At 42.1% G+C, this 24,475-nt stretch carries 20 protein-coding genes, 2 pseudogenes and 1 riboswitch; of the genes and pseudogenes, 18 read left to right on the top strand and 4 right to left on the bottom strand.

All coding sequences use genetic code 11. The features are described 5' to 3' along the window. Positions 1–86 precede the first annotated feature (86 nt). The 10 genes and pseudogenes from HT574_RS17795 (at position 87) to HT574_RS17750 (ending at position 8,647) form a co-directional block, all read left to right on the top strand. Positions 87–275 (top strand): hypothetical protein, encoded by a 189-nt coding sequence (locus HT574_RS17795; RefSeq protein ID WP_175245629.1) that lies wholly within the window; start codon positions 87–89, stop codon positions 273–275. Between the two features lie 21 nt (positions 276–296). Then, positions 297–440, top strand: a pseudogene (locus tag HT574_RS17790) (hypothetical protein); the annotation flags it as partial. Between the two features lie 310 nt (positions 441–750). Then, complete coding sequence (locus tag HT574_RS17785) at positions 751–1,011, top strand: DUF3949 domain-containing protein (protein WP_175245646.1); 261 nt, start codon at positions 751–753, stop codon at positions 1,009–1,011. A gap of 264 nt (positions 1,012–1,275) precedes the next feature. Continuing rightward, entirely contained in the window at positions 1,276–1,914 is a 639-nt protein-coding gene (locus HT574_RS17780) for a response regulator transcription factor (protein ID WP_175245645.1), read from the top strand. Between the two features lie 9 nt (positions 1,915–1,923). After that, complete coding sequence (locus tag HT574_RS17775) at positions 1,924–3,030, top strand: sensor histidine kinase (protein WP_175245628.1); 1,107 nt, start codon at positions 1,924–1,926, stop codon at positions 3,028–3,030. Positions 3,031–3,148: 118 nt separating this feature from the next. After that, positions 3,149–4,084, top strand: a complete 936-nt coding sequence (locus tag HT574_RS17770) for an ABC transporter ATP-binding protein (RefSeq protein WP_175245627.1) — start codon at positions 3,149–3,151, stop codon at positions 4,082–4,084. A gap of 36 nt (positions 4,085–4,120) precedes the next feature. Further along, the gene (locus tag HT574_RS17765; RefSeq protein ID WP_175245626.1) at positions 4,121–5,242 is read left to right on the top strand and encodes an ABC transporter permease; all 1,122 of its coding nucleotides are present in this window, start codon (positions 4,121–4,123) and stop codon (positions 5,240–5,242) included. A 1-nt stretch (position 5,243) separates the two neighbouring features. Then, positions 5,244–6,389, top strand: a complete 1,146-nt coding sequence (locus tag HT574_RS17760) for an ABC transporter permease (RefSeq protein ID WP_042409194.1) — start codon at positions 5,244–5,246, stop codon at positions 6,387–6,389. A 109-nt stretch (positions 6,390–6,498) separates the two neighbouring features. Continuing rightward, positions 6,499–7,185: an N-acetylmuramoyl-L-alanine amidase family protein gene (locus HT574_RS17755; protein WP_175245625.1), complete on the top strand. Its 687-nt coding sequence runs from the start codon at positions 6,499–6,501 to the stop codon at positions 7,183–7,185. A 136-nt stretch (positions 7,186–7,321) separates the two neighbouring features. Next, positions 7,322–8,647 carry a S8 family peptidase gene (locus HT574_RS17750; RefSeq protein WP_175245624.1) on the top strand — a complete coding sequence of 442 codons (1,326 nt, stop codon included), beginning with the start codon at positions 7,322–7,324 and terminating at the stop codon, positions 8,645–8,647. A gap of 17 nt (positions 8,648–8,664) precedes the next feature. Here HT574_RS17750 and ltaS read toward each other — a convergent pair whose 3' ends face one another. Continuing rightward, positions 8,665–10,611 carry a lipoteichoic acid synthase gene (gene ltaS / locus HT574_RS17745; protein WP_217499603.1) on the bottom strand — a complete coding sequence of 649 codons (1,947 nt, stop codon included), beginning with the start codon at positions 10,609–10,611 and terminating at the stop codon, positions 8,665–8,667. Between the two features lie 508 nt (positions 10,612–11,119). Here ltaS and HT574_RS17740 point away from each other — a divergent pair. The 7 genes from HT574_RS17740 (at position 11,120) to HT574_RS17710 (ending at position 19,785) form a co-directional block, all read left to right on the top strand. After that, the gene (locus tag HT574_RS17740; protein ID WP_175245623.1) at positions 11,120–12,460 is read left to right on the top strand and encodes a TrkH family potassium uptake protein; all 1,341 of its coding nucleotides are present in this window, start codon (positions 11,120–11,122) and stop codon (positions 12,458–12,460) included. A 143-nt stretch (positions 12,461–12,603) separates the two neighbouring features. Next, positions 12,604–12,745: riboswitch (cyclic di-AMP (ydaO/yuaA leader) on the top strand. A 113-nt stretch (positions 12,746–12,858) separates the two neighbouring features. Beyond that, positions 12,859–14,694, top strand: a complete 1,836-nt coding sequence (locus HT574_RS17735) for an APC family permease (RefSeq protein WP_175245622.1) — start codon at positions 12,859–12,861, stop codon at positions 14,692–14,694. Positions 14,695–14,804: 110 nt separating this feature from the next. Further along, positions 14,805–15,464, top strand: a complete 660-nt coding sequence (ytaF, locus tag HT574_RS17730; RefSeq protein WP_175245621.1) for a sporulation membrane protein YtaF — start codon at positions 14,805–14,807, stop codon at positions 15,462–15,464. A 106-nt stretch (positions 15,465–15,570) separates the two neighbouring features. Then, positions 15,571–16,566 (top strand): sporulation protein, encoded by a 996-nt coding sequence (locus HT574_RS17725; RefSeq protein WP_175245620.1) that lies wholly within the window; start codon positions 15,571–15,573, stop codon positions 16,564–16,566. Positions 16,567–17,247: 681 nt separating this feature from the next. Then, positions 17,248–17,958 (top strand): GntR family transcriptional regulator, encoded by a 711-nt coding sequence (locus HT574_RS17720; RefSeq protein ID WP_175245619.1) that lies wholly within the window; start codon positions 17,248–17,250, stop codon positions 17,956–17,958. 17 nt (positions 17,959–17,975) lie between these two features. After that, on the top strand, positions 17,976–18,599 hold the full coding sequence (locus tag HT574_RS17715; protein WP_175245618.1) for an SGNH/GDSL hydrolase family protein: 624 nt from the start codon (positions 17,976–17,978) through the stop codon (positions 18,597–18,599). A 361-nt stretch (positions 18,600–18,960) separates the two neighbouring features. Further along, the gene (locus HT574_RS17710) at positions 18,961–19,785 is read left to right on the top strand and encodes an undecaprenyl-diphosphate phosphatase (RefSeq protein ID WP_175245617.1); all 825 of its coding nucleotides are present in this window, start codon (positions 18,961–18,963) and stop codon (positions 19,783–19,785) included. A 332-nt stretch (positions 19,786–20,117) separates the two neighbouring features. Here the strand turns inward: HT574_RS17710 and HT574_RS20600 are convergent, their stop codons facing one another. The 3 genes and pseudogenes from HT574_RS20600 to HT574_RS17700 all read right to left on the bottom strand — a co-directional run bounded on the left by HT574_RS20600 (position 20,118) and on the right by HT574_RS17700 (position 23,417). Next, positions 20,118–20,201 carry a putative holin-like toxin gene (locus HT574_RS20600; RefSeq protein WP_223812257.1) on the bottom strand — a complete coding sequence of 28 codons (84 nt, stop codon included), beginning with the start codon at positions 20,199–20,201 and terminating at the stop codon, positions 20,118–20,120. A 230-nt stretch (positions 20,202–20,431) separates the two neighbouring features. Beyond that, positions 20,432–21,816: pseudogene (locus HT574_RS17705) on the bottom strand (aldehyde dehydrogenase family protein). A gap of 527 nt (positions 21,817–22,343) precedes the next feature. Then, the gene (locus HT574_RS17700; RefSeq protein WP_175245616.1) at positions 22,344–23,417 is read right to left on the bottom strand and encodes an undecaprenyldiphospho-muramoylpentapeptide beta-N-acetylglucosaminyltransferase; all 1,074 of its coding nucleotides are present in this window, start codon (positions 23,415–23,417) and stop codon (positions 22,344–22,346) included. Positions 23,418–23,737: 320 nt separating this feature from the next. Between HT574_RS17700 and HT574_RS17695 the strand changes: the two genes are divergently transcribed. Further along, positions 23,738–24,466, top strand: a complete 729-nt coding sequence (locus HT574_RS17695; protein WP_175245615.1) for a polysaccharide deacetylase family protein — start codon at positions 23,738–23,740, stop codon at positions 24,464–24,466. The last annotated feature ends 9 nt before the right edge of the window (positions 24,467–24,475 follow it).

The raw sequence follows: 24,475 nt of genomic DNA, 5'->3' as shown, positions 1-24,475 counted from the left end.
GGTTCGTCATAAGTTTGCAACATTGTGCTGGTAGGATAAGACCGTAGTCATCTAAAGGAAAAAGTGGACACGAAAGGGTGATGGAAATGAAGAAGATAGCTTTGATGGTGTTGGTCTTACTTGGCGGATTGCTTGGGGGATTGGTGTTATCCATCACGATTATAGATAGCAGCTTCCAATTGTTTGGGGTATCATTTGGCTCTCTTATTCTTTTATTGCCAATTGCCGGTGCGGGAATCGCACTCATGTTGTTCTTGCGTAAACGGAATGGCTGACAGGACTGGGAATAGAGAAATATTGAGGCAGGAAAAACGAGCTTGCGTTCGATTTTAATGACGGCGTTTGCGACGGTGGCTGCCCTCATTCCGCTTGCGCTAACGAAATCATTAGGAACGTTAATTTCCAAAGGGCCGGCCATTCCTGTCATCGGTGGACTTACGAGAACAGCCGCCAGAAGCACGCGGCTTTAGCCGTTGGGTAGTTGACTTCGCCTACATTGCTAACGCTCATCGTCATCCCAATGATGTATGTATAAATGGTTCTTTAGCCGACAAGCGAAAGCAGAGCGAAAAGAGTAAATAAAGAGATGTCCGTCTTTATCGACATCTCTTTTTTCGTATGCATACTTCACTTATTCCTATGTAATATATCCTTTCAACATCGCCTGTAGCAAAGTTCGGCATCATGAATCCAATGAAAATGAAACTTTTGGAAATTTCGTTCGTAATATATAAAAAGGAGGAGTATATGATGTCATCGGAATGGCTATTTTTTGGAAGCCTTGCTTTGCTGTATTTTCTTGTGATGATCCCGATTCAATACTTGTATATATCGGGAATAAAAAAACGGGCAAGAAAATCGAAGCTTTCGCAAGAACAAATGTATCAAAACATGTCGTTTGAAGAAGAGCAATTACACTTCCATATACAAGGAAACATAGGGAATCTGCCGTCTACTGTTGTTGCTCATTGTTTGTATCAATTACGCCATCGTAAACAATCAAAGGGCTAAAGAGGAAGCGGACAGACCAAATATACAGTGATCCTTTTCGTCCAATCCTCATCTGTTAAATGGAATATATTTACCAAAATGTATAACGCACTATTTTGAATATGTGTAGGTAGGGACAAGGTGTCCGTTCTATCCTGTTATGCTCCTGAAGAAGCAGTGGAATGAAGGTACGGATTTTCTAGCCTGCTGTAGAGATAAAATAGTAAAATAAATGGAGATGAAAGGGTGTGAATAGGGATGAAGGACACCACCTCGCCAAAACAGATGAAAATAAAAGTCATTATAGCCGATGATAATTCCTTTGTTCGCGAAGGAATGCGAATTATATTAAGCACGTACGATGAGTTCGAGGTTGTAGCGACAGTGAATGATGGACAAGAGGCATTCCATTACTGCAAAAATCATGATGTAGATATCGCGCTATTGGATGTGCGCATGCCGAACATGAACGGGGTCGAAGCGACCAAACTCATATGTGAGCAAACAAAGACGAAACCTCTTATACTTACTACTTTTGATGACGATGAATATATTTTAGATGCCATGCGAAACGGCGCGAAAGGATATTTTTTGAAAAATACCGACCCAGAGAGGATACGGGAAGCGATTAAAGCAGTATATAACGGAAATATCATTATGCAGGATGTCGTAATGGAAAAGATCAAGTCCAGCTTAAAAGAAGAAAAAGAAGCAGAACCTAAAATCGACAAGAGCCTTTTTACGGAACGAGAAATGGAAATTATGTCTTTCATTGCGAAAGGGCTTTCGAACAAAGAAATTTCGAAACAGCTTTTTATATCGGAAGGAACAGTCGCCAATTACATCACTTCGATTTTAGATAAAACAGGATTACAGCATCGCACACAGATCGCCATTTATTATTTAACAGGAAAAATTAGTTGAGGGAGATCAATGGAGCTTTGGTTCATCCTGAGCAAACTAATCGTGTGGGTCTATGTGGCTGTCTGTTACGTGTACTCTGATAATACCGCTATTTCTTGGTTTGTCTTTTCTTCTCTTGTCTACTTTTGTATCAATATGGTCATTTACATCGTCAAAAAAGATACAGTGAAAAAGGGCGCGGTGCTGCTATCGATCTGTCTTATACTTACTGCGAGTTTCTATATTTACCCTTTATTTATTTTGCTTTTGCCCATCAATCTATATGAATTCGCTTCTGGCCATATACGTAAAAAATGGATGCTGTTTCTCTTGCTTTTGCTTCCAATTTTCTTTGTCCAAGAAGAAGTATATCCTATATATGGGCTTGTTGCGTCGTTTACTTTTATGGGTGTTACTATGGCAAAACAGTACACGTTTAGAGCAGAACAATTGGAAGACCGCCTTGATAAAATGCGGAAAGATATGCAACGATTAACCAAAAGTTTAAACGAATATCATGAATACATAAAGCAGTCAGAATATACGCTTCAATTAGAGGAACGAAACCGGCTGTCTCAAGAAATCCATGATAAAATCGGACATTCCATGACCGGGGCGCTGATTCAGTTGGAAGCGGCGAAGCGCTTAATGGACATGGACAAAGAAAAAGCAAAAGAACTATTGCAAAACGCCATCCATATCTCGAAAGAAGGAATTGAAAATATAAGAATGACGTTAAAACAAATAAAGCCCCCATCCGAACAAATCGGTATGAATCGAGTGAGATTATTCATAGAGGAATTTTCGGCTAAACACCACATTCAAATTCCGCTTGTATGCAAAGGGGATTTGGAGGTCATTTCCCCTATCCAATGGAAAATTATTTATGAGAATATTGCCGAGGCGTTAACGAATGCGATGAAATATGCGGAAGCGACTGTTGTTTCCGTTGAGATTCATGTACTTAACACTCTCATTAAAGTGGAAGTGAAAGATAATGGAAAAGGCGCCGAAAAAATAAAAAAAGGCCTTGGAATCATGGGAATGGAAGAACGGGCCGCTTCGGTAAACGGCACTGTAATTGTCGATGGCACAAAAGGCTTTTCTGTGACAACGTTGCTTCCTATTCTTCAATGAATGACCTCATGCAGAAAACATGAAAATTCTCATGTGAAGAAGATGAACTCCTACACTTACAGGGGTTCATCTTTTTTTCTATAATAAGCAACATAAAGCAGGTAAAGAGGGTGAAGGGATGAACATATTAGAAATCAAAAACGTAACGAAAAAATTTGGCGACTTCATCGCAGTAGATAATATGTCTTTAACGGTAGCGGAAGGGGAAATATTTGGATTCCTCGGGGCAAACGGCGCTGGGAAAAGTACGACAATCAATATGATTTCCGGGCTGCTGCGTCCCAATGCGGGTGAGATCAAGATTCTTGGAAAAGACATTGGCAAACATAGTCATTTTGCGAAAAGAAATATCGGCATCGTTCCCCAAGATATTGCGATTTATGAAGATTTAACGGCATATGAAAATGTGAAATTTTTTGCCGGCTTATACGGACTGCGTGGTTCCCAGCTACATGAGCGGGTAGAAGAAGCATTACAGTTTGTCGGATTAAGCGATAAACAAAAAAGCTATCCGAAAAATTTTTCAGGCGGAATGAAACGCAGATTAAATATCGCTTGCGCGATCGCCCACCGACCGAAGCTGATTATTATGGATGAGCCTACCGTGGGCATTGATCCGCAATCTAGAAATTATATTTTGGCCTCTGTCAAAAAGCTCAACGAAATGGGATGTACGATCATTTATACAAGCCACTATATGGAGGAAGTCGAAGAAATCTGCACGCGAATTGCCATCATCGATCATGGAAAAATCATTGCGGAGGGAACGAAAGAACAGCTTGAAGCGATTATCACGAATACAAAAGACGTTTGGATTGGAGTCAAATCAATGGATAACATGGATATCAACAAACTTAAAGCCATTAGTGGGGTAAAGGCAGTGCAATGCGAAGAAAACATGGTGAAAATTAGCTCGGATATAGGAGTCAATAACCTTAACCGCATTATCCAATGTTTGATGAATGATGGCGTGGAAATACGTTCACTGGAAGAAAAGCCGCCAAATTTAGAAACGGTCTTCCTTACCTTAACGGGAAGAAATTTAAGAGATTAGCCTTTTAACCTACCGTAATATAAAGGAGGTTTTTTCTTGAATATCGTTAATATCGCCATAAAGGAAATAAAAAGAGATTTTCGTGATGTGAGAACGCTTATTTTTATGCTTGCATTTCCGATTGTGCTCATGTTAATACTTGGTACAGCTCTTTCTAATGCTTTTGATTCCACCATTTCGGTAGGGGATATTCATGTTTTGTACAAAGACAAAACGGCTGGGGAGTTTTCCACATATGTTCGTACATTTATAAAAGAAGCAAAGAAATCTGACATTCATTTCAAAAAAGCTTCCCATCATATGGATGGGAGAAGAGAGGTCAAGCAGGGGAATTATGACGGTTACATGGAAATCGATAATCAAGGCGTACAGCTGTATACGAACAATAACAATTCGGTCAAAGGCAGTATTATTCAAGGAATGGTGGCTGCTTTTGCCGATAAATATAATATGGTTGCGGCTGTGACGCAAGTGAAGCCCAATCAAGTCCATATGCTGATGAACAACGGCCATCGTGATGATTATATACAAGAAACCTCCCTGCATTCTAAACGGCAACCAGGCGCCATGGACTATTATGCCATTACGATGACAACGATGATTGCTCTTTATGGAGCCGTATCGGCCAGTTATTTAATAAGGGGAGAAAGAACACGGAAAACAGCAGATCGGTTACTAGCGGCGCCAATTCATAAAAGTGAAATTTTTATCGGAAAAATACTCGGAAGCATGGTTACCAATTTTCTTTGCGTTGCCATTATCATCGTTTTCAGTAAGTTTGTCTTCAAAGCGTATTGGGGAAACCACCTTGCACTCGTATACCTTGTAGTGTTCACCGAAGTACTATTCGCCGTTAGTTTCGGGCTAGGCATCAGCTACATTGCAAGGACAGAAGGAGCTGCGAAAATGATTGTCATGGTGGTGATACAGTTAGCGTCTTTCTTTGGCGGGGCGTATTTTAAAATAGAAGCTACAAGTACAATAGCAAGGTTGATTACTAATCTTTCTCCGCTCACATGGGCAAACACGGCTATTACAAAAATGATTTATGCCAACGATTTGTCCGCCAGCTTTCCTGCCATACTCCTAAATGTCGGATTATCAGCGTTGTTTTTGCTGATTGCAGGGATGTCGCTCACAAGACGGGAGGGATTATAAGATGCGCGATCTCGTTTGGCTAATAAGGCATACATTAAAAAGGACGTTTAGCAACAAAAGAAATATACTATTATATTTTGGTACTCCATTGATCGGGATTATAATATCTCTACTTGTTTACGGCGGTTCTACAGCGAAGGATTTGCATGTCGGTATGGTAAACCATGATCCTCATTATATTACCAATGATACGATACGTTTTATCAAAAGCATTGAACATATATCGGTTACGAATGTAAAAGAATCAGAAATAGATGACAAAATCACGTCTGGAAAACTAGACTGTGTGGTTATTTTTCATTCAGGGTTTTCACAAAGCGTTCAAGAAGGACGTCCTAGCCATATTCAAATCGTTTCGATCCGGGGAACAGAAATTACAGGTTTTATCAAATCGTATCTGTATCATTACATCGATAATATTGCTGCCCTCGGCCAAATTGCAAAAGGGGATGAACATACGTTTTTGGAAATGTACAAACGTTATCAGCAAGCTCCGTTCAACATGTCAGTCCATTCGTTACAAGATACATCGAAACACAAATATATGACGTATCAAACGATCGGATATTTGCTCATGATCATGCTTTTATCGGCGGGAAATTTAGCCGAAATCATTATTAAAGAAAAAGAAAATCGAACCTATTTCCGATTATTATCCACTCCTATTAATGCAAAGCAGTATGTATTATCAAATGTCATCGTCAACATGATCGTAATGACGGGACAGATTATCATTACGCTAATCATGATGGATACAGTATTTCACATCAAAACAAATATTCCTTTTTGGCAAATGACAACGATCCTTATGCTTTTTGCCTTGGTAGCCATTGGAGTAGCGTTAATGACAGTGGCTTTTGCGAGCAGTTCCGCTTCTTCAGGAGCGATGCAAAATTTATTAACGGTTCCTACATGCATGCTTGCTGGATGTTTTTGGCCAGTGGATATTATGCCTGCGTTTGCGCAAAAAATGGCTGATTTTCTTCCGCAGCGGTGGGCGTTAGATACGCTATTGAAATTACAGCAAGGGCATCATTTCGGAAGCTTATATTTAAATATACTGATTCTCTTTGCCTTTGCGCTCGCTTTTTTCTTAATTGCTGTTTACAAATTTGGGAGAAATCATAGTGTGGGCAATTTTTTATAACCAATATCTCTTTCCCATGGTTAGGCAAATATAGGTGATCATTTTACAAAACATCACTATATATTAGTATTAGGATACGATACCATGAAGAATAGATTGAGGTGAAAACATGCCCAAAATCTTTATCGATCCGGGGCATGGCGGCAAAGATACAGGCGCGGTTGGAAACGGGCTGCAAGAGAAAGATATTACGTTATCCATTGCATTGGAGATGCAACGCATATTGCAAGACGAATATGAAAACGTTTCTGTGCAGTTAAGCCGTACGAGCGATACGGCTGTACCATTAAGTCAGCGGGCGGCAAAAGCGAACCGCTGGGGTGCCGACGTTTATCTAGCCATTCACGTAAATGCTGGGGGAGGAACGGGGTATGAGGATTATATTTATGAAGGACTTTCCGATCATTCCAAAACAGCGCGGATTCGCGATATCATTCACGAAGAAGTGATACGGGCGACAGGATTCCGCGACCGCGGGAAAAAGAAAGCAAACTTTTACGTGCTAAGAGAAACGGCCATGCCAGCGGTGCTTACGGAAAACGGATTTGTCGATCGAGAGGAAGACGCGGAAAAGTTGAAAGATCCTGCTTTTCTGCAAACGATCGCAAGAGGGCATGTGAATGGGTTAGCGAAAGCATTCCACTTAACAAAAAAGTCAGATGCGAACGATTTGATTCGTGTCATTGTCGATGGGAAACAAATCGGTGTCTATGAAGACAAGGAAAATGTATTGAAACAAGTAGAATACTATTTAGAAAAGGCTAATAAAATAGAGATGGAACGAGTGAAAAGATGAGTTTGTGTAGCAAAGCCTATCGCACTTTGTGAAGTGCGATAGGCTTTTTTGATTGGTTTGTCTCAAGATACAAGCCGTTGCCAATCCCCTCCTTTTTCATAGAGTATATCAAGGTTTCACTAGAGGAGGAGATCGAATGTACGGATATTCTATTGTTCAGCTAGCGCGTAATTACGCACATAAATTAGACCGTCCTTTGCGTCATTTTATGGTAAGTATGTATAAGCCTTTTATATATACTCCGTGTATTATTCATAAACATCTAGAAAGATGGATGAAAAAGACGAAAAAAATTCCGGTCATCATTCATTTTCATGATGAGGATGGTATTTTCGCTCTCAAGGAAATCGAAAAACAACATTTTCGCATGAAAATTCATCATCAATTCCGTTATATCCCTTCGTGCAGTGCCGAGGTGACTCCGCAAGCGTTAGAGCAAATTTTACAGCGCTCCGATGTGAAAAAAGTATACTTAAACCGAAAAGTAAGCGCGCTATTGAATAATGCTGTTCCATCAGCGAATGCGAAACATGTGACAGTGAACGGGACAACGTTAAGCGGAAAAGGGGTAACGATTGCGATTGTTGACACAGGAATTTATCCGCATCCGGACTTGGAAGGACGGATTATTGAGTTTGTCGATTTTGTTAATGGGCGTACTGCCCCGTACGATGATAATGGACATGGAACCCATTGCGCCGGCGATGCGGCGGGAAACGGCCGCATGTCTTCCGGATTGTATGCGGGGCCGGCATATGAGGCAAATGTGGTAGGAGTAAAAGTGCTGAACAAGGCAGGAGCTGGCACCCTTGATACAATCATTCGCGGAATTGAATGGTGCATCCAATATAATGAAACGAATCCAAACAACAAGATTGATATTATTTCACTGTCACTAGGCGGCGAACCGCAGCCGTTTCCTGCCGAAAATGACGATCCGCTTGTGCAGGTGGTGGAAAAGGCATGGGATCATGGCATTGTCGTCTGTGCTGCAGCTGGAAATGCGGGGCCGGAATATAGAACGATTTCTAGTCCAGGAATCAGCGATAAAATTATTACCGTCGGCGCCCTCGATGACCTTGATACGGCCGAGACAAGGGCGGATGATAAAGTTGCCGATTTCTCCAGCCGCGGGCCTACCAATTACGGGGTGACAAAGCCTGATATTGTCGTGCCGGGAGTCAATATCATTTCGCTGCGCGCGCCGAGATCCACGTTGGACAAATATCAGAAACAAAGTCGCATCGACCAATATTATACGAGCATGTCAGGAACATCCATGGCGACACCGATTTGCGCGGGCATTGTTGCTTTAATGCTGCAGCATAAACCAAATGCCGCACCAGATGAAATTAAACAGGCCCTAAAAGAAGGTACTGATCTATGGAAAGGGCTTGACCCTAATGTATATGGAGCGGGGTATGTTAACGCCAAAAAAGCAATTGAATTACTAAAAGCATAAAAAAGAAGAGGAAAGCGTTATTCGCCGCTTCCCTCTTCTTTATCTTTGCGATTATTGTTGTAATTGTATTTGGACGGATCGACCGGCTTAAATCCTTTCGGAGTATAGAACCGCAACAAATCACCGTATACGACTTTATCGGAAAGGTCCAGTTTCGTACGGGCAATTTGTTCCATTCGTTTAATTTCTGGAGTTTCTTTCAACGGTTCGCCCGTCTTCGAATCATAATATTTTCCGTTTACCGCCGTTACGGTCGGAGTGACGAAGTTGCCGTTGCGGAACGGCACGATTTCCTGATGTTCCGGCGACAACAGGTCTGTACCGAAATGGACATAATTTTTTGTATCAATGCCTAACAGGTGAAGAACTGTCGGCAATAAGTCAATTTGTCCGCCGTATTTATGAATAACGCCGCCTTTGACGCCAGGAATATGGATAAACAAAGGAACTCGTTGTAATTGCGCGTATTCAAACGGCGTAATTTCTTTTCCTAGTAGTTGCGACATTGCTTTATTATGATTTTCGGAAATTCCATAATGGTCACCATATAAAATGATGACGGAACGGTCGTATAAGCCGGATTTTTTCAGATAATCAAAGAACTCTTTTACCGCTTCATCCAAATAACGGGCGGTTTGGAAATAACGGTCTACCGAGCCATCGCCTGTATCCGCCGGTTCGATCGTTGCGTCTTCCTCGCTAATTGGATAAGGGAAATGGTTTGATAGCGTGATAAATTTGACATAAAACGGTTCTTTCAACGATTCCAACAATGGAATCGATTCTTTAAAGAACGGTTTGTCCTTTAATCCATAGTTAAGCACATCGTGGTCATTCATATCATAGTAGCTTGCATCAAAGAAATGATCGAACCCGAACGATTTATAAATTTCATCACGGTTCCAGAACGTTTTATAGTTACCATGGAACACCGCCGACGTATATCCATACTGGCGGAGAATTGCCGGTGCTGCTTGATACGTGTTTTGTCCTTTGGTTGTAAACACAGCTCCTTGTGGCAAGCCGAACAGCGAGTTTTCTAACATGAACTCTGCATCCGATGTTTTCCCTTGACCGGTTTGATGGAAGAAGTTATCAAAGTAAAAGGTGTTCGGATCATGCACAAGCGAATTTAAAAATGGAGTTACTTCTTGGCCATGCAATTTATAATTAATCAAAAAGTTTTGGAACGATTCTAAATGAATGTAAATTACATTCATTCCTTTTGCGACACCGAAATACTTCGGATTTGGTTTCGCATATGTTGCTTGTACATGGTTTAAAACCGTTGTAATATCGCTTTTATTCGCAAACGCGCGCTGTGTCGAAGATTTCATGCTTTGCACAGCGTCATAAATTAAGTAGTTGTAGACCCCTAAATATTTCACGATGTAGTTTCGGTCAAACGTTCTTGTCAGCAGTTGCGGGCGGTCCACTTCAGCTAGCGCAAGGTTCGCGGTAAAAATGAGGACAGCAGTCGCGAACACAATGCTTTTTTTGTAGCGTCCGACCTGCACCGCTGGCAGGGAGAAACGTTTCGAAGCGACAATCGCTATTAAAATAATCGTATCTAAAAAATAGAAAATATCGTACCACTTGAGCAATTCCCAAATACTTCCGCCAAGATCGCCGAAGTTTTTCGTCTGCGTGAGTGTTGGAAATGTAATAAAGTCGCTAAAGAAACGGTAGTATACAATATTGGCGTATAAAATAAACGATAAGATGAAATTAATAATAATGAGCCATGTATACGCTCGTTTTCCTTTCGCCAATAACGCTAATCCTAAAAAGAAAACAGCAGAGCTGATCGGGTTAATAAACAGCAGAAACTCCTGCATGGAATTGCTGATGCCCAGATTAAATTCAGCTAGATAAGCTACATACGTTTTCATCCAAAACAAAAATACAGCAAAAATAAAAAAAACAATATATTGGTTAGGGAGAGAACGGTATTTGTTTAACAGTTTTGCACCAATCCTCTTCACGTTCTCTTCGCCTCCTTGTTTATTATTTGAACGCCTAGTGCAATGGATAGCACATATACATATATGAACAACAGCTGCACAAAGTGCCGCGTGCAGCATGCGAGGCATTCTGTCATTATTTTACGTTGAAAAATCTCCACGTCAAGTAGCATAATACCTATTTTATATAAAGTCAATGGAATGTTTTTATTCTATTTCCACTTTATTTTCGCTTTCCTCGCTGTCTGTCCCCCCTTTCTCTGCCATTTGCCAAGCGTTTCTTTCTGTTTTATATAGACGAAAGTGGAAAGGAAATGGTTTCACGTTTATGGAAAAAATTCTGTCCAATTGAACGGCCATGCCCTCTAACCATTTTATTAAGCGAGTGACGCATTATGATAAAAAATAATTGGATGTACCGGATTTTGCTGTTTTTTGGTATATTTTTCTATGCATAACCTGTAACTATGTAGAAATTAGAATGAAGAAAAGAGGAAGGGATACTAGGATGACCACGGCACGGAAATATTATTTAGACCCACCGAAAGTATTGGTGACTGGATTTGCCGTGATTATTTTCATCGGTGCTATGTTGTTAATGCTTCCAGTGGCGACGAATGATGGAAAAGGATTGTCTTTTTTAGATGCGTTATTTACGGCAACATCGGCTACATGTGTAACGGGATTAGTGGTTGTTGATACGGGAACGACGTTTACCCTATTTGGGCAGCTTGTTATTTTAGCGCTTATTCAAGTAGGCGGACTTGGATTTATGACATTTGCAACGATGTTTGCCTTTCTGCTTGGAAAGCGGATTTCGTTGCAAGAACGGTTATTGCTTCGGGAAGCGATGAATAATTTAACACTCGAGGGAATCGTCCGTTTAGTGAAGAGGGTATTAATTTTTACGGTAATAATTGAGGGGATCGGCGGCCTTGTATTGGCCATTCGTTTTGCATTTGATATGCCGCCGCTAAAGGCTTTCTATTTTGGGATGTTTCATGCGATCTCCAATTTTAATAACGCAGGTTTTGATTTAATGGGAGATTTCCGAAGTCTAACAGGATACGTGGAAGATCCAGTTGTTACGCTTGTTGTATGCGCCCTTATTATTTTAGGTGGCATTGGTTTTATCGTCATAAATGAGGTGTACGAATATCGGCAGACGCGCCGCTTTTCCCTTCATACAAAAGTCGTCGCCGTAACGAACGGCCTCTTGTTAGCATTTGGCACGCTGCTCATTTTTTTGTTTGAGCTTCATAATCCAAAAACGCTCGGGCCATTATCTCCGCTTGGCAAGTTTTTGGCCTCCTTCTATCAGGCGGTAACACCAAGAACGGCTGGATCGAATACGTTGAATATTCCTGATTTAACGCAGCCGACATTGTTTTTGATTATATTTCTTATGTTTGTTGGCGCCTCTCCCGGTTCAACTGGCGGCGGCATCAAGACGACCACTTTTGCGACATTATTGGGAGCGGTTTGGTCGCAAATACGAGGAAAAGAGGATGTCGTCTTTTTTAAAAAGCGGATTATGTATGATACGATTTATAAATCGTTAACCGTAACGATCAGCGGTTTGTTTATCGTTATGTTTGTAACGATGCTGTTAACGATTACGGAAAAAGGAAAAGACTTTTTAATGATTTTATTTGAAGCAACGTCGGCATTTGGCACGGTAGGATTGTCTATGGGACTGACACCGGAGCTATCTCCATTCGGAAAGGTGTTAATTATATTTACGATGTTTGCGGGAAGAGTCGGGCCATTAACGATCGCTTACGCTGTAACATTGCATCGCAAGCCGGATCCGTTCCGCTATCCAAAAGGGAAAATTATGATTGGTTAAGCAAGAATGCAAAAATAAGCAAAAGTGTGAGAAAGAAAGAAAAAGAAAAGATAAAATGAGCCAAATCGTGTTCACTTCTTTCCTTTTGCTCCTTTACAGGGAAACAAGAAGCGAGTAATATAGCTGCTATAATGCAACACTATATAGGGAAATCGCTGAATCCTTAATGGAGCGGGGGACCCAATGTTGTAACGTCCGTTACTTGGGGTGAATCCTGAAAAGGAAGGGCTATCTCTCCATGCCCTAACCCGACAGCTAACCTCGTAAGCGTTCTGGGGAGGGATGTAAAGGGAAATGTTCGCCTAATCTAACCGTTGAGTACATTCTCAACGGTTTTTTTCTTTTTGAATGATGATGGATGAAAAAGGAAAGGTAATACGTAAGGGGGAGATAGAACGATGGCTTCTTTGAAACGATGGCTAATTGGTTCGCCGATGGAAACAAAACGGCTAAAACACGAAAAGTTGCCAAAATGGAAGGCTTTAGCCGTGTTTTCATCCGATGCGCTTTCATCGGTTGCGTACGCAACGGAAGAGATTTTATTAGTATTAATGTTGTTAGGAACGAGCGTGTTTTTTTATTCGCTGCCGATTGCAGTTGCCATTTTAGTGCTGCTGCTGCTTGTGACGTTATCCTATCGCCAAATTATTTACGCATTTCCGTCCGGAGGCGGAGCTTACGTAGTTGCTAGAGATCATTTAGGAACGGCGACCAGCCTCGTTGCCGGCGCGGCATTAATGATTGATTATATTCTTACTGTAGCGGTCAGCATTAGCTCAGGCGTGGCGGCGTTAACGTCGGCGTTTCCAAGCTTGCTGCCGTGGAAAGTACAAATCGGAGTAGCGCTCGTATTGCTGCTGATGATTTTAAACTTGCGTGGAATTACCGAGTCAGCCACAGTGTTTGCGTACCCAACGTACTTGTTTATTATTTTCGTGTTAGTGCTTATTGCTGTAGGGGGATGGCAGCTGTGTCATGAAGGATGGCATGGGTTTAATTACAAAGAGCATGCTTCTGCTGCACATTTTTTTGCTTCAGGTTATAGTGTGTTTATTTTATTAAGAGCATTTGCATCAGGATGTTCGGCGATGACAGGGATAGAAGCCATTAGCAACGGTGTCCCGGCATTTAGACCGAATAGCTCAAAAAATGCAGCCATAACAATGGGATGGATGTCCGTTTTATTAGGGATGATGTTTTTAGGAATTACCATTTTAGCGGCAGGGTTTGGTGTGACGCCATTAGAACATAAGACGGTCATTTCCCAAATTGGCCATCATGTTTTCGGGAATAGTATATTCTTTTACCTATTTCAAATGATTACGATGCTTATTTTAGTACTGGCCGCAAATACAAGCTTTGCCGGTTTTCCGCAGCTGGCTTCCATTATTGCCAACGATCGATTTTTGCCGAGAAGCTTGGCGGCGCGCGGCGACCGTCTTGTATTTTCGAACGGAATTATTCTGCTAAGTATTTTGGCCATCGTGCTGATTGTTACATTTCACGGTGAAACTCACTCACTGATCCCGCTGTATGCAGTCGGTGTGTTTCTTTCGTTCACGATCGGCCAAAGCGGAATGCTAAAGAAAATATGGAAAGATAAAGAAATGCGACGTGCGACCACGATTCTGACCATTGGGGCAGGAACGATTGTAACGGGGCTGGTCACCATTATTACAGTGGTGGCGAAATTTACGCAAGGCGCATGGCTGGTCATTGTCGCCATTCCATTATTAGTGTGGATGTTTTACCGCATTCACGATCATTATGAAAAATTAGGAGAACAGCTAAAACTGGACGAACCGGAGTGGGCACGTCGCAAAAAAATGTTAAAGCCGAAAGTGATTATTCCGATTTCAGGGGTAAGTAAAGTAGTCGCGCAATCAGTGCAGTACGCACGCAGCATCTCCAACGATATTAAGGCGATCTCTGTAATTTTCTACGAGGAGGAGGAACAAAAGCTAAGAGAAAAATGGGAAAAATTTTATCCCGATATTCCATTGCAGGTGATCTATTCTCCTTATCGGACGATTCTGTCTCCAATATTAGACTATATTAACGAGGTGGAAAAACAAGCGAATGGTTTGCCGATTACGATTTTAATGCCGCAATTTATCGTAAAAAAATGGTGGCATACGCTTTTGCATAACCAAACGGCGATTATTTTGCGCTTTTTCTTGATTCTAAAAAAGGACATTGTCATTGCGACATTACCGTATCATTTACGGGAATAATGTGTCGACAGAAGCAGAAATATTTCCTTGGAAATCGACATGTGTCGAATGGGCAAAAAAAGTTCCCCCTGTGTGAATCATTGCATATAGTAACGCAGGAGGAACGAATAATGTGGAAATATATATCAATGATCATGTTAGCCTTTGCCGTCAGTATGGACAGTTTAAGCGTTGGGGTGACATACGGAATTAGGAAAATTCAATTTCCGCTTCGCTCAAGGCTCGTCATCGCATGCATGTCCGGCGCGATGTTATTGTCATCCATGTATGTCGGCAGCGTTCTTTTGTTGTTTTTGCCGGTGCAGGCGGAGCGATGGCTGGCTTCCTCTATATTAATTGCCCTTGGCATTTGGGCGATTTATAATGTAGTTAAAAAAGAGGATAAGCACGAAAGGATTGAGCCGTTGGTGGCGGTTCCGCCTCGCATTAAAGTATGGAGGTTTCAATTGGAGCGATTTGGCATCGTCGTTCAAGTGCTAAAACGCCCGACGCTAGGGGATTTGGACCGTTCCGGAAGCATCAGTATGACAGAGGCGATATTGATTGGTTTCGCGCTGTCGATGGATGCGTTTGGCGCGGGAATCAGTGCCTCGTTTTTAGGGTATTCGCCATTGCTGCTTGCCTTGCTTGTATGCACATTAAATATTATTTTTATTGGTTTAGGGTTAAAAGCTGGAAATCTGCTCTCCAAGACAAAGGCAGTGAAAAAGGCTACGGTCATCCCTGGAGCGATTTTAATCTGCCTCGGCATCACGAAAATATTTTTTTGACCATCCTAAAAGCCGTCGCCTTTAGGATGGATTATATTGAATCTCTTTGGCCGTTATATTCGTAACTATTCATAGAAACAATATTTCCATGAGGAGAGATGAACAAATGTGGAAAAAGTTGTTGTCTAAACTTGGAGTAGGAGCTGCAAAAGTAGACCTTGTGCTGCACCGTCCTCACGTACGTCTAGGTGAAAAATTGGAAGGAGAATTTTTGATTGAAGGGGGGACGGTGGCACAACAAATTCGCAAGCTGGAAGTGGAACTGCAACTCACCGTTCAGTCTGATGGAAAAGCATATCGCCGAACGGTGGCCGTCATTCCCGTTGCTCCCGCGTTTACCATTCAGCCCGGGGAAAGAAAGGTATTGCCGTTTTCTTATGTTCTACCGTTGCATCTGCCGATTACCCGTCATAGTGTGCGCTATACATTTGTGACGCGTTTGGATATTGCCGATGGAGCCGACGCCTTTGACCAGGATGCGATTCATATTCTTCCGCCGTTAGCCCTTGAGAAATTGTTTCAAGCGTTTGCGAAACTTGGTTTCCGCGAGAAGCCTTCTTCGGGCAAAATAAGTGCGTACGGCCAAGAATTTGCCTTCTTCCCGACCGACATGTTTAGAGGAACGGTACAGGAAGTAGAATTTTTTGCCCTGCTCGAAGAGGAAGGGGTTCGGTTGTATCTAGAAATAGACGTATGGAACGGATTTGCTGGGCTACGTGAAAAAGAGATGAAACAAGAGATGTTTTTGCGTTATGAAGAGTTAGACGATGTGGAAGGAACAGCTCAAGCGTTGCAACGTGCAATCGAAGAAGCGGTTCAAGCTGCTCAGAACCCTTCCTTCCATATGGGTACTACCTATGCGCCGCCTTATACCGCTCCACACGCATACGATCCTTATCATCAACATCATCCTTATCACCAACATCATCATGGTGGGCATAGCATGATGGGAGCGATTGGCGGATTTGCGGCCGGAATGCTTGCGGGCATGGTAACGGAGGAATTGTTGGAGGACGTCGTTGAGGATGCGTTTGATGATCATGACCTAGGAGACATGCTGGATGTCGGCGATTGGTTTGACGGCGACGACGATATTATATAAGCATCACAGAGGGTGTTTCCAAAAGCAAAATGATGGGACACCCTTTTTTCTGCGTCCATCATCGTGAGGAGCGTTAAGAAAGACGAAAAAGATCCGATGGCCTTTCATGAAAAAGGGCATCGGTTCTTTTATTTATAGGGGTATTTTTATAAAATACCTTTAATAAAACCGTCCAATTAGGCAAGGAGAAAAGGTAATTCTCCTGTTTCGTGGCCAAAAAGTGTTCTTCCAGCATCCAAAGAGGATTTAGACCGATTGTACGACTGTAACCGGGAGTCCGCCCATGTTTGGATGAATGTCTTCGATTGCTAAAAGAACATTTTCTTCAATACGACCGCTGGATTACCAAAAGCAAACGAAAGGAAAGTTCCATCTTCACAGCAATCGATTTAAGTCGTTTGTCATAAATACCTCGTCGCAAGAACCACACGCACCAAGCCATCTTTATATTAAAAGTATATATTTTTTAAAAAATTATTTATATAGTAAAAGTAGGTAGGAATATAAGAAAAAGTTTGCCTTAACATGCCTGCATGGAGTTTTTATAGACTAGCGACCAATCATGTATACTTTTTCTTTTCTCCGCATCCACTGTACACGCGGGCAATGAACATTTACCATTGATCACATGAAGAGGGAATATTCTCTTCTGTAAAATCATTTTCTAAATAGGTGATGGGATTGACAAAATATAGGGAAATTGCCAACGATATCAGGAGTAAAATTTTAAAAGGAATATATAAAAAAAACGAGCAGCTGCCGTTTGAAAAGGAACTATGCGAAAAATATCATGCCAGCAAAATGACGGTCAAAAAAGCGCTCGACCTCCTTGTCGCCGAAGGGCTGATTGTCAAAAAGCGAGGGTCGGGCACGTTCGTCAAAGACGTTCAAACGCAGGAAATGCAGCGCATGACGCTGTCCAATCAGTTCCGCGGATTTACCGCGACGTACGCGGACCGGAAAGTATCAAGCATCGTTTTGGATTTTTCTGTCATCAGCGCACCGGAAAGGGTGGCGACTTATTTAAATATCCAGAAAGACTCGTTTGTGTATGCCATTCGCCGAGTTCGCTGCGTAGACGATCAGCCGCTGGTCATTGAGTCGATGTATATTCCGATTCATGTGATTACGGGGTTAAAAAAGGAACATTTAGAAGCGTCTGTTTACAAATATATTGAAGAAGACTTGGGGCTGAAAATTCAAAGCGCCCACCGCACGATTCGCGTCCGCAAATCAACAGCGGAAGAACAGAGGCATTTGCGCATGCAAGAGCATGACCCGGTTGCCGAAGTCGAACAGGTTGCGTTTTTAGATAACGGACAGGCGTTTGAATATTCGCTTTCTGTGCACCGCTACGATGCGTTTGAATTTAAAACCGTCATTTTACGATAAGGAAGCGAGGGAAGAAGATGAAACTCGAAGGAAGAATCGTATTCATCGGTGACAGCATTACCGAATCGGGAAGATGGAGAGACCCGGAACAAATTGGCTACGGATATGTCCGGCTGATCCGCGACTATCTTATTACCGCTTATCCGCACCGCTCCTTTGATGTTGTTAATCGCGGCGTCAGCGGCAACCGCATTCCTGATCTGCTGGCGAGGTGGGAGCGGGACGTTATCGATCTTCAGCCAGATATCATTTCCATTTCGATCGGCATCAATGATGTATGGCGCCAGCTCGACCATCCAGAAAAGGAGCAAGTATATCCGGACCAATTTGAACGGGTATATACGCAGCTGGCTGTGCAAACGAAGGAAAAAACGAAAGCGCAGCTGATATTTATGGAGCCGACCATTATCGGCGAGGATATTCATTCAGAAGGAAACATAAAGCTGAAACCGTATGTGAAAATTGTGCAAAAAATGGCGCGGCGGTTTCGAGGTATTTTAGTGCCTACCCATCAGGCGTTTCTCGCCTATTTACAAGCGCGTTCGCCATATAGACTGACAACAGATGGTGTTCACATGAATTCCATCGGCAATATGCTGATGGCGCGTACTTGGATAGGTGCGGTGAAAAAAGTGAATTGATCTCTTTCATTACTTTCCTTTCTTTGGCTGAAGAGGAGGTCTTGTCGCTCGATGATGATGAAAACAGTCCGACGGCTCGCAAAGAAGAGCCCGTCGGATTTTTTGTGAAGAAAAAATTTCCAAGAGTTTAGAGTGAGAGGAAATTTATAGGCAGATAGATACCTCTTTTGGCGGTGGTAGAAATAGAAGATTTGTAGTAAAATAAAGCGTGCTGACTTTTTGGCATGTATTGATTTGGTAAAAGGAAAAGAGCAGGAAAGTGCTATAAAGAGAAGCGAAGAGTGATATTTTGGCATAGCGGAAAAATATGCTATATAAGTAGAGACAACTTATAATTTCGAAAAGAAAGGAATGCTAGCGAATGGACATTGTAGAGATTATAAAGGCCATTATTTTAGGAATGGTTGAAGGATTAACGGAGTTTGCACCGGTTTCCTCAACGGGCCATATGATTATTGTCGATGATATGTGGCTGAAATCGCAGGAATTTTTAGGGAAGTATGCAGCAAACACTTTTAAAGTTGTCATTCAGCTTGGCTCGATTTTGGCGGTCGTTGTCGTGTTTAAAGACCGATTTATCGACTTGCTTGGGCTGCGTGGACGCCATCGCGATGGACAGCCGCGCTTGAAGCTGATGCAAGTGATTGTCGGACTCATTCCAGCAGGGGTATTAGGAGTGTTGTTTGAGGATTATATTGACGAGCACTTATTTTCGACCGCAACCGTGTTGATCGGATTAGTGCTCGGGGCGCTGTTGATGATTGCCGCTGATTGGTTTGCTAAAAAGAATACTCCGAAAGCGCAAACGGTCGACCAAATTACATATAAGCAGGCGCTTATCGTCGGTCTTGTTCAATGTTTGTCCTTATGGCCAGGATTTTCCCGATCCGGCTCGACGATTTCCGGCGGGGTGCTGGCGGGAATGAGCCACCGCGCCGCGGCCGACTTCACGTTCATTATGGCTGTACCGATTATGGCCGGCGCAAGTGGCTTGTCGCTGTTAAAAAACTGGCAGTACGTGACGGCGGCCGATATCCCGTTTTTCATCGCTGGCTTTATTAGCGCATTTTTGTTTGCCTTGCTCGCGATTCGCTTTTTCTTAAAGCTGATTAACCAAATTCGCCTCGTGCCGTTTGCGGTGTACCGCATTGTCTTGGCGCTGGTCATTTACGTCTTGTATTTCTAGAATGATTTAGCAAGGAGAATACGCTTTTATGCCCGATGGACGCATTCCATCGGGTGTTTTTATTCCAATAGTCCAAGCTTCATCGCTTTGACGACCGCCCCAGCCCGCGAGTCGACGTCTAATTTTCGCAAAATCAAAGATACGCGGCATCAAACAAAAGCCTTCATTTTACAACACTAATCATGTATAATATACATAGAAGGTTCGTATAAATAAAATAAGACCAAGGGTGCTGCAACACCCTCGGTCCTGCAATAGAACGGTTCCCTGCAAGGGGGATCGGCAGCAGAGCGGAAATAATCCACCCGTAGCTCCGACAACTCAAGGGTGGATTATTTCTTTTGGTTGTAAGACAGTATTGAAACGATAAGACTTGCAAAAGCTATCGCAAACATTAACGCTTCAAACACTGTCATCGGCATCACCCCCTTTCTGCATATAAAGGGGTACATGCCGACCCACCCTTGAGTTCTCCCGTACTATTGCCTTCCTATTATACTATATATTTACAACTGTTGGAAACGGAAGATAGTAAGGTTTATCTTCTGTTTTTTTGTTGGAAAGTAGATACTTTGTAGGACATTTCAGCTTGTCGACTTTGGCGACAAGCTGAAAGCCCGTCGAAAAAACTCGACGGGCCTTTTTATTAGTTCATATTGATCCAGACACTCTTCACTTCGGTATAGTTTTCTAAAGCATAGCTACCCATTTCGCGGCCGATACCTGATTGTTTATAACCGCCAAACGGAGAAGCAGCGTCAAAGACGTTGTAGCAGTTTACCCACACTGTTCCAGCTTGCAACTTATGAGCAATTAGGTGAGCTTTTTTCAAGTCTTGGGTCCAAACACCAGCTGCAAGGCCATAAATGCTGTCGTTCGCTTTTTTAACCAGATCATCAATATCATCAAATGGCATTGCTGCAACAACTGGTCCGAAAATTTCTTCTTTTGAGATAGTCATATTGTGGTTAACATCTGCAAAGATGGTTGGAGAAACGAAGTATCCTTTCTCAAATGGAATCGTTCCACCGGTTACAACTTCCGCTCCTTCTTCAATCCCCTTGTCAATATAACTTTTTACATGAGCTTGTTGTTGTGCTGAAATAAGTGGCCCCATTGTAGTATCTGGTTCTAAACCATTACCTAGTTTGATTGATTTTGCAGCAGATGCTAAATCAGCTACTACATTGTCATACATTTTCTTTTGGACATATAAACGGCTTCCAGCAGCACAAACTTGTCCTTGGTTGAACATAATTCCTCTTAAAGCCCCTGGAATGGCTTTGGAAAGGTCGGCAAGGAGATTTGCCGCCTAATTCAAGAGTCACACGTTTTAGTGTATTAGCGGCAGATCTCATAATAGATTTACCTACATTAGTAGAGCCTGTACATGCAATTTTATCCACTAACGGGTGATCTACTAGTGCTTGTCCAGCAGTTGGACCATAGCCTGGCACGATATTGATTACACCTTTAGGGAATCCAGCTTCACTAATTAATTGAGCTAAATATAAAACGGACAACGGAGTGTTTTCAGCTGGTTTTAAAACAATTGTACATCCCGTTGCCAAAGCAGCACCTAATTTCCAAGCCGCCATCAGTATTGGGAAGTTCCAAGGAATAATTTGCCCTACTACTCCAACAGGTTCGTGTAAAGTATAGTTAAAGTAATTGCCTTGAACAGGAATAGTTTGCTCGACAATCTTTGTAGCCCAACCAGCGTAATAGCGGATGTGCTCAATAGCTAAAGGAACGTTCGCATTAGATGTTTCCGCAAATGGTTTACCATTATCTAAAGTTTCTAGCTGTGCTAACTCTAATTTATGCTCTTCCATCAAGTCAGCTAATTTATACATCAATCGACTGCGCTGCCCATCTTTCTCCAAGGACCGTTGTCAAATGCCTCGCGAGCTGCTTTAACCGCTAAATCGATATCCTCTGCAACTGCTTCGGAAACAGTCGCCAATACCTCACCTGTAGCAGGATTAAATGTTTGAAACGTTTTCCCGGAAATGCAAATTCCCCGTTTATGTATAATTTTTTAACACCTTTTAAAAATTCTACTAATCTTGGACTTAATTAAGTTGCCACTGTTGTCACTATAAATTTCCTCCTTTGGGTAATTAAAAAAAGATAATAGGATGAAGAGCTTTCAATAAAGCACTTTCGTTAAAAAGGAAAAAATTTCTTTATGGAAATTTTATCATATTTACACTAAAAAAAACAATAGATATATTTTATTTGCAACTAATCTTTCTTCATATTTCATACTTTAAGAAGGGGTTTTGTTCAATAGGCACTATACTGAACAAAACGAAAAATTATTTTTAATAAAAAATTTATTTTGCTAAAAAACTATCTTTCGTTTGGCATGCAAGGGAAATCGGGCCGAAAAAATGAAAAACAATTATAGAGGATTGTGGCATCACAAAATAAGACACGGCATCCTGTGGATACCGTGTCTAGTTGTTGAGAGGAATAGCTGCTTTTGTCCTACATTTCTTCAGGAGCACGAATTTCTAACAGCCGCAATCCTTCTTTATATAAGTCTTTTTTTCTTAATTTTTCCTTGATTCCTCAATCAATGCCAACAGCTTTTCCAACGCATCTCCCGCGTCGGACCGCTCCATGTTTCGGTGGTAGCGATCTTTGTTTTGGTAAAGATGATAAATGGCGCTTTGCAGTGATTCGTTCGTTAAGTCTTCTTCCATCAACACTTCGGCGTAACCCGATTTTTCAAAAGAGCGGGCGTTTAAAATTTGGTCGCCGCGGCTCGCTTCCTTGGATAGAGGAATGAGCAGCATCGGTTTGCGCAAGGCGAGAAACTCGAAAATTGAGTTGGCGCCGGCGCGCGATAGGACGATATCGGCCATCGCCATCAGATGAGGAAGCTCTTCATGGACGTATTCAAATTGCTTATAGCCTTTTTCTTTCGCCAATTTAGCGTCGACATTTCCTTTTCCGCAAATATGGACGATTTGAAAATCGGCAAGCAGTTTTGGCAAATTGGCGCGCAGCGCGTCATTAATTCGTTTCGAGCCTAGACTTCCGCCCATGGCGAGAAGAACCGGCTTTCCTTTTTCAAACTGGCAAAGCTTTCGTCCTTTGTCGGCGTCCCCACGCTTTAATTCCTCACGAACGACCGCTCCAAGGTAAACGCCCTTTTCTTCCTTGACGTGGCGCATCGTTTCCGGGAATGTGACGCAAATTTTGGTCGCAAACGGCATCGCGATTTTATTGGCCAGTCCTGGGGTAATATCCGATTCGTGAATGATGGACGGCACCCCACTTAACCACGCGCCGATGATGACAGGGACGGACACAAATCCACCTTTGGAAAAGATGATATCCGGCTTTTCTTTTTTGATGATGCGGTACGCTTGCCAAGTGCCTTTCAGCACTTTAAACGGGTCTTTAAAGTTGTTCCAATCGAAATAGCGGCGCAACTTTCCGGTCGAAATCGGAAAGTAAGGCACGTCGTCCATTTTTGCGATAATTTCCCGTTCAATGCCTTGGTGGGAACCGATATAGGCAATGTTCCAGCCTCGTTCTTTTAATTTCGGAATCAGCGCGACGTTCACCATGACATGTCCGGCTGTGCCGCCGCCGGTAAGAATAATTTTTTTGCTCAACGTTGATCACCTGTCTTTTTCAGCATGCTGCAATAGTTATTAGCTTTTTTCCATGTATCGTATTGTATTATAGCAGATACTTTCCGTTTCATGTGTGAAAACGCGAAAACCGATCGGCGTTGTTTACGTACGCTAAAGAATCAGGTTCTCATGTTTCATCAAATTTTCATCATTTTCTGTTTTAATTTTTATCAACGTGTTATATGATAATTAATCTGTAAAATATTGTTTTGATATGGTGATAGATTCAGATCGGTTTGTTTTTTTCTATTTTCAAAGATAAGAAATATTGGTAAAGTACAAATAAAGAGGTGAAAACGATGCTGTGGATGATTTTGGTGTGTGTTATTGGCGGGATACTATTATATGGCATCGTTCCAACGATTGTTATTCGCAAAAAAAAGTTTCGTATTTATCGCGAAGGAGCGTCCGAGAATAACATTGCTTTGACGTTCGATGACGGTCCTGACCCGTATTATACACCAAAATTATTGGATTTATTAAAAAAACATCAAGTGAAAGCGACATTTTTCGTGGTCGGAAACAAAGCAAAACAATATCCTGATATTGTCAGACGGATGCATGAGGAAGGCCATGAAATCGGAATGCACAATTACCGGCATATCAGCAATTGGCTGATACTTCCGCCTTTTTTGGAAAAAGGATTGCAGAAATCAGCAGATATTATTGAAGAGATTATTGGAAAGCGGCCCATCTATTACCGTCCGCCTTGGGGGCATTTTAATTTATTTACCCCGCTTGTGCAAAAGAAATATATTACGGTGCTGTGGACTTACATTCTTGGTGACTGGAATGCAAAGCTTGGCACGATGGAATTGTTTCGCCGCCTTCGAAATAGTATGAAGGGTGGAGCCATTATTGTTCTGCATGACAACGGTGATGCGCTTGGCGCTGACAAACGGGCGCCGGAACAAATGCTTGCGGCGCTGGAGCTGTTGCTAAAGGAAGAAGCGGCGAAAAAAATGCGCTGGGTGACGATTACAGATGTTATGAACGTGCAAACTAATAAACAAATCTCGTCAATATAATGGGGGATC

It is taken from the genome of Parageobacillus sp. VR-IP (assembly GCF_013357975.1).
GTDB classification, from domain to species: Bacteria; Bacillota; Bacilli; order Bacillales; family Anoxybacillaceae; genus Saccharococcus; species Saccharococcus caldoxylosilyticus.
This window is presented reverse-complemented; position numbering and strand designations above follow the sequence as displayed.